This is a genomic window from Micromonospora sp. NPDC047707 (assembly GCF_040704235.1).
Lineage (GTDB): Bacteria > Actinomycetota > Actinomycetes > Mycobacteriales > Micromonosporaceae > Micromonospora.
The window spans coordinates 40,609-53,268 of sequence record NZ_JBEYSU010000031.1 but is presented as its reverse complement, the minus strand read 5'-3'; the positions used below and the strand labels follow the sequence as shown (position 1 = coordinate 53,268).

The 12,660-nt window shown below is 72.5% G+C and carries 14 protein-coding genes and 1 pseudogene; 6 read left to right on the top strand and 9 right to left on the bottom strand.

Annotated elements, in window-relative coordinates; genetic code table 11:
* Nucleotides 1-14: 14 nt before the first annotated feature.
* The 4 genes from AB0873_RS25630 to AB0873_RS25615 all read right to left on the bottom strand — a co-directional run bounded on the left by AB0873_RS25630 (nt 15) and on the right by AB0873_RS25615 (nt 4,832).
* Nucleotides 15-959, bottom strand: a complete 945-nt coding sequence (locus AB0873_RS25630; RefSeq protein ID WP_366602717.1) for a 1-phosphofructokinase family hexose kinase — start codon at nt 957-959, stop codon at nt 15-17.
* Nucleotides 956-1,717: a DeoR/GlpR family DNA-binding transcription regulator gene (locus AB0873_RS25625; RefSeq protein WP_155332687.1), complete on the bottom strand. Its 762-nt coding sequence runs from the start codon at nt 1,715-1,717 to the stop codon at nt 956-958. The genes AB0873_RS25630 and AB0873_RS25625 overlap by 4 nt, the downstream gene beginning before the upstream one ends.
* 407 nt (nt 1,718-2,124) lie before the next feature.
* A complete protein-coding gene (locus AB0873_RS25620; protein ID WP_366602716.1) occupies nt 2,125-3,456 on the bottom strand; it encodes an RICIN domain-containing protein in 1,332 nt (443 codons plus the stop codon).
* Between the two features lie 122 nt (nt 3,457-3,578).
* On the bottom strand, nt 3,579-4,832 hold the full coding sequence (locus AB0873_RS25615) for a hypothetical protein (RefSeq protein WP_366602714.1): 1,254 nt from the start codon (nt 4,830-4,832) through the stop codon (nt 3,579-3,581).
* Nucleotides 4,833-5,034: 202 nt separating this feature from the next.
* On the opposite strand from AB0873_RS25615, the gene AB0873_RS25610 reads away from it, so the two are divergent.
* Nucleotides 5,035-5,490 carry an RNA polymerase sigma factor gene (locus AB0873_RS25610; protein WP_366602713.1) on the top strand — a complete coding sequence of 152 codons (456 nt, stop codon included), beginning with the start codon at nt 5,035-5,037 and terminating at the stop codon, nt 5,488-5,490.
* Nucleotides 5,483-6,202 (top strand): hypothetical protein, encoded by a 720-nt coding sequence (locus AB0873_RS25605; protein ID WP_366602711.1) that lies wholly within the window; start codon nt 5,483-5,485, stop codon nt 6,200-6,202. Before AB0873_RS25610 ends, AB0873_RS25605 begins: the two co-directional genes overlap by 8 nt.
* Before the next feature lie 26 nt (nt 6,203-6,228).
* Here AB0873_RS25605 and AB0873_RS25600 read toward each other — a convergent pair whose 3' ends face one another.
* A complete protein-coding gene (locus tag AB0873_RS25600; RefSeq protein ID WP_366602709.1) occupies nt 6,229-7,254 on the bottom strand; it encodes a 1-aminocyclopropane-1-carboxylate deaminase in 1,026 nt (341 codons plus the stop codon).
* On the bottom strand, nt 7,251-7,946 hold the full coding sequence (locus tag AB0873_RS25595) for a GntR family transcriptional regulator (RefSeq protein ID WP_366602707.1): 696 nt from the start codon (nt 7,944-7,946) through the stop codon (nt 7,251-7,253). Before AB0873_RS25595 ends, AB0873_RS25600 begins: the two co-directional genes overlap by 4 nt.
* Nucleotides 7,947-8,100: 154 nt before the next feature.
* Between AB0873_RS25595 and AB0873_RS25590 the strand changes: the two are divergent.
* Nucleotides 8,101-8,630 (top strand): annotated as a pseudogene (locus tag AB0873_RS25590) (SigE family RNA polymerase sigma factor).
* Nucleotides 8,623-9,450 (top strand): hypothetical protein, encoded by an 828-nt coding sequence (locus tag AB0873_RS25585; RefSeq protein WP_366602706.1) that lies wholly within the window; start codon nt 8,623-8,625, stop codon nt 9,448-9,450. The pseudogene AB0873_RS25590 and the gene AB0873_RS25585 overlap by 8 nt, the downstream one beginning before the upstream one ends.
* Before the next feature lie 32 nt (nt 9,451-9,482).
* Here the strand turns inward: AB0873_RS25585 and AB0873_RS25580 are convergent, their stop codons facing one another.
* The 3 genes from AB0873_RS25580 to AB0873_RS25570 all read right to left on the bottom strand — a co-directional run bounded on the left by AB0873_RS25580 (nt 9,483) and on the right by AB0873_RS25570 (nt 10,676).
* Nucleotides 9,483-9,872 (bottom strand): DUF2267 domain-containing protein, encoded by a 390-nt coding sequence (locus AB0873_RS25580; protein ID WP_366602704.1) that lies wholly within the window; start codon nt 9,870-9,872, stop codon nt 9,483-9,485.
* Between the two features lie 301 nt (nt 9,873-10,173).
* Nucleotides 10,174-10,434 carry a hypothetical protein gene (locus tag AB0873_RS25575; RefSeq protein ID WP_366602703.1) on the bottom strand — a complete coding sequence of 87 codons (261 nt, stop codon included), beginning with the start codon at nt 10,432-10,434 and terminating at the stop codon, nt 10,174-10,176.
* Nucleotides 10,431-10,676, bottom strand: a complete 246-nt coding sequence (locus tag AB0873_RS25570; protein ID WP_366602701.1) for a DivIVA domain-containing protein — start codon at nt 10,674-10,676, stop codon at nt 10,431-10,433. Before AB0873_RS25570 ends, AB0873_RS25575 begins: the two co-directional genes overlap by 4 nt.
* 255 nt (nt 10,677-10,931) lie before the next feature.
* On the opposite strand from AB0873_RS25570, the gene AB0873_RS25565 reads away from it, so the two are divergent.
* On the top strand, nt 10,932-11,765 hold the full coding sequence (locus AB0873_RS25565; RefSeq protein ID WP_366602699.1) for a DUF5919 domain-containing protein: 834 nt from the start codon (nt 10,932-10,934) through the stop codon (nt 11,763-11,765).
* Nucleotides 11,762-12,571 carry an inositol monophosphatase family protein gene (locus AB0873_RS25560; protein WP_366602697.1) on the top strand — a complete coding sequence of 270 codons (810 nt, stop codon included), beginning with the start codon at nt 11,762-11,764 and terminating at the stop codon, nt 12,569-12,571. Before AB0873_RS25565 ends, AB0873_RS25560 begins: the two co-directional genes overlap by 4 nt.
* Nucleotides 12,572-12,660 lie beyond the last annotated feature (89 nt).

Genomic DNA, 12,660 nt, shown 5'->3' with positions numbered 1-12,660 from the left:
GTGGGTCGGGTCAGTCAGTCCCTTGTGAGCAGGTGCCGGACCAGGTCCGGCCGATGGTGGATGTGGACGTGGTCGCGGCGCAGGTCGCCGGGTCCGGGCATCCGGCTGCCCGGCAGGCTGACCGCCGCCGCGCCCCAGGCGAGTCCCTCGGCGAGCGCCTCCCCGCCGGTGGCGCCACCGGCCAGGAAGCCGGCGAGCAGGGCGTCTCCGGCGCCGACGTTGCTGCGCCGCTCGGCGACGGGTGCGGTTCCGGTGACGACGCCGTCGCCGTCGACCAGGACCGCGCCGTCCGCGCCCAGGCTGGCCACCACGGCCCGGGCGCCCAACGCGCGTAGGTGCTGGGCGGCGGCGACGACGTCCTGGATCGAGTCGACCGCCCGCCCGGTGGCCTGGGCGAGCTCCTCCCGGTTGGGCTTGAGCAGCCATGCTCCCGCGGCCGCCGCGGCGACCAGCGCCGGGCCGCTGGTGTCGACCGCCAGCCGGACTCCCGCGTCGAGCAGCCGGCGGCACAGCTTGCCGAACTCGTCGACCGCCAGGGACGGCGGGTTGCTGCCGCACACCACAACCCAGTCGGCCGAGCCGGCGGCGGACAGCACCAGCTCGGTCACCGCCTCCAGCTCGGCGCCGGAGAGCGCCGGACCCGGTTCGTTGATCTTCGTGATCGTGCCGTCCGGCTCGGCGAGGGTGATGTTGGACCTGGTCCGTCCGGCGATCGGCACGGCGACCATGGGTACGCCCTCCGCTGCCAGCAGCCGGACCAGTTGCTCCCCCTCCGGGCCGCCGCACGGGATGACGGCCCGCGACGGCACGTCGTTGGCGAGCAGCGCCCGCGCGACGTTGACTCCCTTGCCGCCGGGGTCGAGGTGCGCGGGTGCCGCCCGCAGCACCGCTCCGCGCACGAGCGATTCGACGGCGACGGCCCGGTCCAGGCTCGGGTTGAGGGTGACGGTGAGGATCATGCCCGGATCACCTCCGGGCCGGCGTGCCGCAGCGCACCGGCGGCGGCGGTGCTCAACCCGGTGTCGGTGATGACCACGTCGACATCGGCGAGCCGGCCGAACCGTGCGAGGTAGTCGTTGCCGAACTTCGTGTGGTCGGCCAGCAGCACGGTACGCCGGGCCGCGGCGATCATCGCCCGCTTGACGGCCGCCTCGGCGGGATCCGGCGTGGTGAGTCCACGCTCGACCGAGCAGCCGTTGGTCGCCATGAACGCCACGTCGACGTACATCTGGGACAGCGCCTGCAGGGCCCAGTCGTCCACCGTCGCCATCGTCCGGCCCCGAACCCGACCGCCGAGCATGATCACGTTGAGATTGGGCCGGGCGGCCAGCAAAGTCGCCAGCGGCGGGGCGTTGACGATCACCGTCAGCTCGCGCTCCGTGTTCAGCGCCTGGGCCAGCCGCCCGGTGGTCGTGCCCGCGTCGATGATGACGGCTCCCTCGTCCGGGACTTCGGCGAGGGCCGCCTTGGCGATGCGTTCCTTCTCCGCGGTCAGCACCGCGTCCCGAGCGGCGAGTGCCGGCTCGAAACCCAGCCGCTCGACCGGGATCGCACCCCCGTGCACGCGGCGCAGCACCCCCGCGCGCTCCAACGCGGTCAGGTCCCGCCGGATGGTCTCGCTGGTCACCGCCAGTTCCTCGGCCAGGACCATCACATCGACGCGCCCCTGGGCCCGGGCCCTGCGGAGGATCTCCTGTTGCCGTTCCTCGGCGTACATCGCTTGGTTTCACCGCCGTTTCGATGTGGCTTCCTCTTTGTTTACGCCCGAGTGTGTGGGAGGTCAAGAGGTCAGCACTGGCAATCTGCCGCCACCGCGCCCCGGGATGGGCGACGACCACGACCTGGGCCAGGGCCGCCCTGGTCAGGATCAGACCGGCGAGGGGCCGCAGCACGTCCGGATGGAGAAAGGTCAGCGCCGGCGTGGGCGAGAACCGGCGTCCGGGTGCCGATCTGCGGGCGGCGTGCCGGCGCGACCGCGTCGTGCACGGACGGTCAGCAGCGGCCGTCCCGGATGCGCAGCGCGGTGCCCGACGGCGCGGAATCCGCCAGCAGCCGGAGCGCCCGGTACAGGCTCGACTTGCCGGTGCCGTTCGGCCCCGTCGCCACCGTCCGGCGGCCCAGCGCTCACCAGTACGTGTTGAGCTCCCGGATCAGGTTCCAGGTCGCCCCGCCCTCGGGCTTCTGGTAGAAGTCCACCGCGACGTAGTTGGGCTTGCGCCGGGCCGACGGGCCGCAGATCCGCTGCACGCGGTCCCGCAGCTTCGCCCCGTTGTCGGCGGCCGCCGCCCACTCGGTGGGGATGTCGCGGTAGTGGTTCATCACGTGCAGCCGGCGGAAACCCGGCTCCTCCTTCGCCAGCGGCACCCCGGCCCAGCGGCTGTGGCAGTCCAGCGCGCCCCCGCCGGTGCCGACGGACCAGTAGTTCTCGGCGGTCCAGTCCCGGTCGTACATCACGCCGAACGCTTCCCGCCCCGGCCGCTGAGAGAAGATGAGCAGCCGCTGGTTGCTCGCCCGCAGCTCGGACAGGCGGGGCCACCCGTGGTCGCGGACGCCGGACCGGTCGGGGCGGAAGAGCAGCGCGTCCAGCCCGGCGACCCGTCCGACGGCGGCACGTAGCTCGTCCACGCCGGTGTAGTCCTCGAGGAAGAGAGTGACCACCGCGTCCCGGTCGGCGGCGAGGAAGACCACCACGTCACGCAGCCCGTCACTCAGCGTCCGCTCGTTGCCCCAGCAGCTGCCGTGGCACATCCGCACGTCGCCCCGGTACGGGTGCACGTCCAGTTGCAGGCCGCGGACGCCGTGGCCGAGCTGGTCGCGCAGCCGGTACGACTGGTTCGGAAACCGCCCCCAGAAGCCCTCGTCGGTGTTGGCCATCGCGTTGTGCGCGACCAGGAACGTGACCTGGTCCAGGCGCGGGTCGGCGGGCAGGGCGCGGCGCGGCAGGGTCAGGTCGGTGAGGTACCACTCGGCGCCCGTCCCGCCGTCGGCGCTCATCACCAGGTCCCGTCCGTTCGTCGGCACCGCGTCGCGCACGCGCAGGTGGCGGCCACCGGCCGGGTCGGTGATCCGGTACCGCTCCCCGCCCAGCGTCTGGAACCGCCAGTCGGTCAGCCCGTCGGCGCAGCGGCGCAGGAGGACCCGGGCGAGGTCGCCGGCGTGTTCCCGGCCGAGGCAGTACGCCGGATCGCTGGCGGCCTCGATCCGGTAGCCGGCACCGCTCGGCCGCAGGCGCCACTGCTGGGCTCCGGTCCCGTTGTACGTCCACTCCTGGATCTTCCGCCCGTCCTGCAGCACGCCGCCGTCGACGTCGACCATGCGTCCGTTCGGCACACTCTGGATGGTGAGCGGCCCGGTGGTGTGCGGGTCGTCCGACGCCGCCCGTGCCCCTCCAGGCACCGGGAACAGCGCGGTGGCGGCCACCCCTCCCATTAGCAGACCAGCCAGAATCCGGTGCATGCGCCCTCCCGGTGGGCCGACCGCCGCAACGGTTCCGGCGCCGCTCCACGACCAGCCATCGATCGATGGGAGTATATCAATCAGTTGTTCGCTGGCGGGCTGCGGGGGCGCCCCCGCCGGTGTCAGGCGCCGGCGACCAGGCCGCGCAGCGTCACCAGGCCGGGCACCGGCACGCGGCCCAACTCGGCACCGGTGGCCGGATCGTGCCAGCTGACGGAATCGGTCTGGCCCACGTACAGCCGCCGGCCGTCCGGGCTCGGCACGAGACCGGTGACCGGCTCGCGAACCTGCCATCCACCGGTCGGCCCGAGGTCGGCCAGGCCCATGGTCCGCACCGTCGTACCCACGCCGACGAAGAGGCGAGCACGGTCGGCGGCGGCGTAAGCCGTCCCGATGCCGCTGGGCAGCCGGACCGTTCGCCGTACGGTCAGGTCCTGGGTCGAGATCTCCGCCGCCGCACCGGACGTGGCGTCGACGACGACGAGCCGGCCTCCGTCCGGGGTGATCGCGATGGCGTGACCGCTCCCGGGCGCCGCACCGAACGGGTTCGGCAGATCGACGCAGAACGCCCACCGCCCGGTGAGATGCAACGTGTGGACGAACGCGTGCACGTTGCCCGGCCGACCGCTGACCAGGTCCCGGGTGTGCCGGTGGCCGGGCTGGTGGGTGTAGAGCGTGTAGAGGGTCGACCGGTCCGGCGCCATCACCGCCTGGCGTCCCTCACCCCGCATCTCCTCCTCCGCGCCGACCGGGACCGGCCCCTTGTCTCGCGTGAAGAGCGGACCGGGCTGCGTGGTGGCGAGGTCGACGACGCGGACCCGGTAGCGGTCCGGCGACGTCGGCGGAAGCCACTCCAGGACGAACAGCCCGGTGAGATCCTCGGTGAAGGTCTCCGGGACGTAGTTGCCGGGGAGTTCCAGTCGCCGAGGGAGCCCGTTCCCGTCGACAATCATCAGTGGGGTGGCGATCCGCCCCTCCGGGCGCCCGTCGGTCACGTTCACGGCGTCCGACGTCAGCGCGACCGTCGTACCGCTGGCCGAGACCGCCTGCGGCAGCCAGCGTCCGGGCAGCGTGATCCGCGCGGAGGTCCGGCCCGTGGCGGTGTCGACCCGCCAGAAGGCGGTGTCACCGCCGTCGGGTGCGGTCGCGTGGATGACCGACCCGTCGGCGGCGGGAAGCGAGCCCGGAAAGCTCTGCCGCTCGTCACCGCGCAGCAGCCCGAGCCCGTCCGCGATGTCGACGACCAGCGCATCCGGAATCGGGACGTTCGCCGCCGGGGTCTGCCGGCGGGTTCGCTCGCAGCCGACAACCGTGGCGGTGCCGGTGGCCACGAGCAGGGTCAGGACGGTACGCCGCGAGATCGTCGTCTTTGCCATCATGCCCGGGTGACACCGGCGGCGGCGCCGAGGTTCCGGTCGGCCAGGTGGAACCCGATCGCGCCGGGCGGTGTCATGAGGTCGTCCCCACCGGAGGTTTCCACTGGACGACGAGGATCTCGTCACCCGCGCCCGGGCAGGTGACCTGGAGGCGTACGAACTCCTGGTCGCCCGGCACACCGCGTCCGCGTACCGGACCGCGGTGCTCCTCGGCGCGGGCGCGGATGCCGAGGACACCATCCAGGAGGCGTTCGTGAAGGCGTTCCGCAGCCTCTCCCGCTACCGGGGCGAGTCCTCCTTCCGCTCCTGGCTGCTGGCCATCGTCGCCAACGAGACCCGCAACCTGCACCGGTCGCGCATCCGCCGGGACGGGCTCGCCCTCCGCGCCGCGACGAGCAACCCGGCACCGGAGGTCACCGGGGACGTCGCCGTCGACACCGTCCTGGCTGCGGAACGCCGCGCCACGCTGGTCCAGGCGTTACGCCGGCTGCCGGTGAAGGACCGCGAGGTCATCGCCTGCCGGTTCTTCCTCGATCTCAACGAGGAGGAGACCGGTACTGTGCTGGGCTGGCCCCGGGGCACGGTGAAGTCGCGGATGTCGCGGGCCCTGAAGAAACTCCGCAGCCTGCTCGACCTCGCCGAGGTCCGCAATGGATGACCTCGAGAAGGAGCTGCGCGACCTTTCCGGCTGGCTGGAGACACCTGACCCGCCCGAGGTGGCCGCCCGGGTACGCGCGCGGCTCGCCGCGCCAGCGGCCCGCCGGCGCCGGTGGCGCTACTGTCTGGCCGCCGCGCTCGCCGCCCTGCTCGCCATGGCGCTGCCCCCGGGGCGGGCCGCCGTCGCCGACGCCGTGGCGGAGCTGCTGAGGTTCGCCGGGGTCGCCGTCGCCACGTCTCCCGGACGGGCGCTTCCCACCACGACGTCCGTGCCGTTGCCGTCGCAGCGGCCCGCCGCCCTGACCGAGGCGCAGGACAAGGTCCGCTTCCCGATCCGCCTGCCGGCGAAGCTGGGCCCGCCCGAGCAGGTGCTGGTGGCTGATCGCGACGACACGGGGAGGTACCGGGTCGCGACCCTGCTCTATCGCGGCGGCACGCTGCGGATCGACGCGTTCGACGGTCGTCTCGACCCGGTCTTCCAGAAGCAGGCCGGCGGACCAGGGGTGGACTGGGTCCAGGTCGGTGACGGCAGCGCCGTCTGGGTCGGCGGGCCGCACGAACTGGTGTACGTGGATCGCAACGGCACGCCGCGCGTGGAGACCGCCCGGCTCGCCGCCTCGACCCTCATCTGGGAGACCGACGGGGTGAGCTACCGCCTCGAGGGCGACCTCACCAAGCTGGCGGCGATCGAGATCGCCACCTCGCTGGGGTGAGCGAAGCACCCGGCCTGGCGACGGTCTCAGGAGAACAGCGCGCTGTAGCCGTTCAGCGCGGGCTGGCCGCCGAGGTGGGCGTAGAGCACGGTCGAGTCGCGACCGATCTCGCCGGTACTGACCAGGTCGACGAGGCCGGCCATCGACTTCCCCTCGTACACCGGGTCGGTGATCATCCCCTCCGTCCGCGCGGCCGTGCGCATGGCGTCCAGGGTGCGCTCGTCCGGGATGCCGTACGTGCCGCCGTGGTAGCGCTCGTCGAGGACGATCTCGTCGTCCGCGAGGGGGCGGTCGAGCCCGATGAGGGCGGCCGTGTCGCGGGCGATCCGGGCCACCTGGTCCCAGGTCTCCTTCGGCTTGGCGGAGCCGTCCACGCCGACGACCCGGCGGGGCCGGCCGCCCGCGGCCTGCAGGGCGGCGAAGCCGGCGACCATGCCGGCCTGGGTGCTCCCGGTCACCGAGCAGACGACGATCGTGTCGAAGAAGACGCCCAGCTCGCGTTCCTGCTCGGCCACCTCGTACGCCCACCGGGCGAAGCCGAGGCCGCCGAGCCGGTGGTCGGAGCCGCCGGCCGGGATCGCGTACGGCTTGCCGCCGGCCTCCTCGATCTCGCGGAGCGCCCGCTGCCAGCTCTCCTTGACGCCGATGCCGAAGCCCGCCCGGACCAGGCGGACGTCCGCGCCGGCCAGCCGGGACAGCAGAATGTTGCCGACCTTGTCGTAGCCGGCGTCCGGCCAGTCCACCCAGCTCTCCTGCACGAGGACGCAGCGCAGGCCGACCCGGGCCGCCACCGCCGCGACCTGCCGGGTGTGGTTGGACTGCACGCCGCCGATCGACACCAGCGTGTCGCAGCCCTGCGCGAGCGCGTCGGCGACCAGGTACTCCAGCTTGCGGGTCTTGTTGCCGCCGAACGCGATGCCGGAGTTGCAGTCCTCCCGCTTCGCCCACACCGACGCGCCGCCGAGGTGCGCGGTGAGCCGCTCCAGCGGGTGCACCGGGGAGGCGCCGAAGAGCAGGGGGTACCGGGCGAAGGTGTCGAGTGCGGGGGTCATGGCATCTCCTGGGGAGGCTCGTGGGGTGCCTGGACGGCTTCGTCCGCGAGATCGGCCTGAAGGATCTCGTCGAGGCTGGACCAGATGGTGGCGGTGATGTCGGCGGCGGCTTCGGGGTCGCCGGACGCGCACGCCCGGATCAGCTCCTCGTGCCGGCGTACCGATCCCTCCCCGGGCAGGGTCGCGAACCGTTGCCGTTCGAGCCGTCGGATGAGCGGGGTGTAACGGTCGATCGTCGCGGCGACCGCCCGGTTGCCGCAGGCGGCCACCAGCACGTCGTGCAGGGTGTCGTCGGCGCGCAGCGCGCGCTCCACGTCGCCCCTCCGCACGGCGCCGGCGAACTCGGCGTTGGCCGCGCGCATGGTGGCGAGGTCATCGCCGCTCAGCCGGGGAACGGCCGACCGGGCCGCCAGCTCGTGCATGGTCCGCACGACCACCAGGGCGTCGCGGACGTCGCGCAGGATGAGCGGCGTCACCCGGGTGTGGCTCTGCGGCTTGGACTCGACCAGCCCTTCGTCGGCGAGCCGCGCGAGCGCGTCGCGGACCGGCGCCCGGGAGAAACCCAGCCGTTCGGCGAGGTCGAGGTCGCGGACGACCTGGCCGGGCGCGAGCGTCCCGGCGACGATCGCCGTCTTGATGGCGACGTACGCCTGGTCGCGCAGGAGCGTCCGGCCCACCGGCTTGAGATCCACAACTGATATGTTAGATGTCAATTTCGATTCGGGGAACCCCGCCGGGACTCTTGTTCGCACCGATGCAACCGCCGCTACCGGCCGGGCGTCAGTGGGGGTGTCACGCCGGCCGCCCGCGGGGCCGGGTCGACGGGCCGAGAGGGGAGGGGATCCGATGCCGGAGGTTGACACCGCCGCCACCACGGCGGAGGACCCGCAGAGCTCGTTCGACGCGTTCTACCGCGCGACCCGGCAGCGGCTCTTCGAGTTCCTCTACGCCCTGACCGGAAACGCCGCCGAGGCCCAGGACGTGCTGCACGAGGCGTACGCCCGGGCCTGGCAACGCTGGTCGACGGTGCGGGAGTACGACGCCCCCGAGGCATGGATGCGCACCGTGGCCCGGCGGATCGCGGTGAGCCGGTGGCGGCGGGCCCGCAACGCCGTCTTCGCCCACCGGCGGGCCGGCCCCCCGACGACCTGCCGGGACCCAACCCGGACAGTGTCGCGCTCGTCACCGCGCTCGCCCGGCTCCCGGTCGAGCAACGCACCGCCATCGTGCTGCACCACCTCTGCGACCTGCCGGTCTCGGCCGTCGCCCGGGAGACGGGGGCACCCGAGGGCACCGTGAAGGCCCGGCTCGCGCGCGGTCGCCGCGCGCTCGCCGGGCTGCTCGGCATCGACCTTGAGGAGGAGAGCCGTGTCTGATCAGCTCGATACGCTCTTCGCCGGGATGCGCGGCGCCCGGCCCCCGGCCGACTTCGCCGCCGCCGAGCAGGTGCGCCGGCGCGGCCGGCAGCGCACCCGGCGCACGGCGCTCGCGGCGGGGGCCGGTGTCCTGGCCGTCACCACCGCGGCCGCCGGCCTCGGCGCGACCGCGTGGCCGTCCCGGCCCGACGGCGTCGCGCCCCCGGGCGACCCGACCCCGACCGCCACCGTGCCGGCCCCGACGCCGCCCACCCCGACGCCGTCGCCGTCCCGGCCGGGGCCCACCGGGGACGCTGCCGGGCCACTTCAGCCCGACGACCTCGGTCCGGGCACCTGGCGCCCGTTCGAGGCGGAGCAGATCCAGAACCCGGACATGTGGTTCTGGGGATTCTGGGACGGCATCTGCGCGGCGTACCGGTCGAACCAGTTCCCCTCACTGCCGCACCAGGACTCCGTCGAGACGGTCGCCTACCGGTCGGGCGACGGCGACGCCGCCACCAGCGCCTTCCAGATCGTGGAGCGGTACGAGACCGGCTGGGGAGACGAGAACCTGGACGACGTCCGCGCCGCCGTCGACCGGTGCGGGGAGGCCGCCCCGGACGGGCCGGCCATCCGGGTCACCGTCGTCGACACGGGCATCGCCGGCGACGAGTCGCTGCTCCTCAAGCAGGAACAGACTCCGGCGGACAGCACGGAGCCACAGATCGACCACATCGCCGTCGTCCGCGTCGGGGACGTCGTGACCACGGTCCGGGCGTACCCGTCGGACCCGGCCCGCGTGCGCGACCTCGCCGAACGGGCCGCCGCCCGACTCGGCTGAGGGTGCCCTCCCGGCGTCGCCGGGCCGGCGGATCACCCTTGGACGCGAGCCGCCGGCCGGAGCAGCCGCCGGAAGTCCTTCGGCAGTTCCGCGACCAGGTCGTCGCGCTCGTCGGCGCCGACCGCCTCGCAGACGGTGGTCAGCACGGCCCGGGCACCCGTCTCGGCCCGCTCGTCGTCCAGTCCCGAGCGGTCCTTGACCTCCTCGAGGAACTGGACCAGATCGAGCGGTTCGGGGAAGTCCACCTCCTTGCGCAGGTGCCCCTGGAACTCCTCGGGGAGCTGCGCGGCCAGGTCGTGGGCCACGTCGCCGCTGACCCGCGCCGTCAACGTCTTCAGGGTGGCGCGGGTGACCGTCGCCGCCCCGGGGAGCGGCAGTCCGGAGCGCTCCGCCACCGCGTTGAGGAACTCCGTACTGTCCACCGGGTCTCTCCTTCCGAGGGCCCGTCGCCGACTGTTGGAAGGGCGATTGGGCGGCGGCGCACCGCCTGGCGCACGGGTCGCGTTCCCGTTGCCGCAGTGGGCAAACGGGGCGCACGGAAGCCCGGTGAGCGATCCTCCGACGGCTCGCCCGCCCGGCCGCCGTTCTTTGAACCGGCCCTCGGGCGGGCAGTACCACGCAGACCGGACACGGCGGCACGATCGACGCCGGCCGCAGCATGCCGAGCCGATCAGCATCGCGGACTGGACCGGCCCGGACGGCGACCCCGGGTTGACTCCGTCACTACCGTGGTCCGGCCTGGCGGGGCCGGCACGGTCCGTCGTGGCCGTCGCGCCGCCGGCAGCGACCGGCACCGTCGATCCGGGCGTCACACCAGACGCGGGTACGCAGGAACTGCCGGTCCTCCTCGCTGAGCGTGGTCTCGCCGAAGTCGATCGCGCTGACGTGATCTAGCGAGTCGCGCAGTGCCGTGGCGAGGATGATCGCGCCTTCGGGGCTGGTCAACGTGGTCGGCAGGTGGATGACCCAACGAGGCGCGGTCACTGGAGCTGCCTGCGGTCCGCGCGGCAGGCGTGGTGGCGGGACTGCCACTGCCGTAGTGCCTGACGAATCCGTTCGGACTCAATGATCGCAGTGGCCAGTTCGCGGTGCAGCCGGTCGAGTTCGTCGGCCACCCGGTCGAGGTAGTCGTGCACCTGCGCGGGATCGAGCCCGCGCCAGCGGCTGTCGAAGACGGCAGCCCGCACCTGGTACGGATGCAGGCGTTCTCCGGTCACGTAGATCATCGCTGCGGCGCCTCCTACTCGGTGATCGAGTTCATGTCACTTCCTGGCTCGGGATACGGCTCCGAGGCGGGCGGGGGCGGCGCCGTCGACCGGGTCGACCGCGCCGGAGCCCAGCACCCGCCCCGGGCCATGCGTCCACCCTGATCAGCCGGCCGATGCCCCGACATGACTACAGACTGCACTTTGTCGGTAACTGTTCTGCACTTCGTCGCGCTAGGCTGCCCGCAAACCGATCTAGACGTGACCGGAGGCGGCATGACGACGACCGTGCACCGGTGGACTGGCCGTGAGACCCGGCTGCTACGCCAAGCTCTACGCCTGAGCATCCGGGAGTTCTCGGCCCGTCTCGGCGTCGCGGAGCGGACGGTGTCGAAGTGGGAATCCGGCCAGGATGCCGTAGTGCCACGGCCGGAGATGCAGGCCGCGCTCGATACCGCACTGGGCGCGGCAGCGGCGGACGTACGTGACCGGTTCTCAGCGGCGCTCGGCACCGCCGGGACGCGGCCGGCAACGGGTGCTGAACACGTGGGCACATCGCCAGATCGGATTGGCGAGTTGGGCGGTCTGACCGCCGTCTTCCTCGACCGTTCTCAGCTTTCTGCGCACCTGCCTACGCATCAGTTGTTCGACGGTGCCGACGACATCCGCGCGTCGGGCCTGTCCCTCAATCTGCTCTGCCAGGACTATGCCGACCGTCATTGGCTGGACCTTCTGGCAAGGGGTGGTCGGATCCGCTGCCTGTTCCTCGAACCCGGCGGTATGGCAATTCGGGCTCGCGAGGCGGAGGAAGGCTTTCCCGCCGGCCAACTGTCGGCGCTGACCAGGCTCAACATCGAGACGCTGCTGCGCGTCCGTGACCGGCTTCCGGCCGACCTGCGGGACCGCATGACCCTGTCGACGTACGACGAGACACTCCGGTTCAACATCCTGCTCGTGGACGATGTGTGCGTGGCGCAGCCCTACCTCCCCGAGACACGGGGAGTCGACTCCCCCGCCTTCGTCATCCGCCAGGACCAGCCGGGCACCGGCCTGTACACCGTGTTCGAGCAGGTCTTCGAGTCGCAGTGGCGACGCGGACAGCTACTGTGAGCGAGTATCGCGACCTGCTGCCGATCGCGCTGGAAGCGATGGCGCGCGCGACGGCCGCGATGCGTCACCGGTCGCCTGGCGCCCTGATCGTCAAGGGTGACCGTGACCCCGTCTCGGACCTCGACTACGCGATCGAGCGTGACGTACGCGCGTTCCTTCGGGAAGAGACGCCGGAGATCGGATTCCTCGGCGAGGAGGAAGGGCAGACGGGCTCAGCGGAAATGCGTTGGGTGCTCGATCCGATCGATGGTACGGCGAACTTCATACGTGGTCTGCCGATGTGCGCCGTGTCGCTCGCCCTCGTGCGGGGCGATGAGGCGGTGCTCGGGGCCATCGACGTTCCCTTGCTGGCGACGAGGTACACCGCGACCAGGGACGGCGGCGCTTATGCCAACGGGCAAAGAATCACGACCAGTGCGACGACCAGGCTGCGCGAGGCCATGGTCGCCATCGGGGACTACGCGGTGGGCCCGGGCGCGGAATCCCGCAACAACGTCCGTCTCGCCTTGACCACAAGACTCGCAGCCGAGGCGCAGCGAGTGCGGATGACCGGCAGCGCAGCGCTCGACCTGGCGTGGCTCGCCGAGGGGAAACTGGACGCAGCGCTGACGCTGTCCAACCATGTCTGGGACATGGCGGCCGGAGTGGTCATCGCGCGGGAGGCGGGAGCCGCCGTCGTCGACCAGGATGGCCGCGACCACGACATCGCGTCCGTCGTGACGCTCGCAGTCACTCCTGGGCTCCGGGAGGCAGTCATCGACTGCTACCGCGGCGCCGTGTCATCAGCCAACCTGCACGAACGGTGACAACAGAACGGCGGCTTGTACGACGACAGCCCGGGTTGGCCATGTAGACGCGGCTGATAATCAGTCTGCCCTCGACGGCGGTAGTGGCT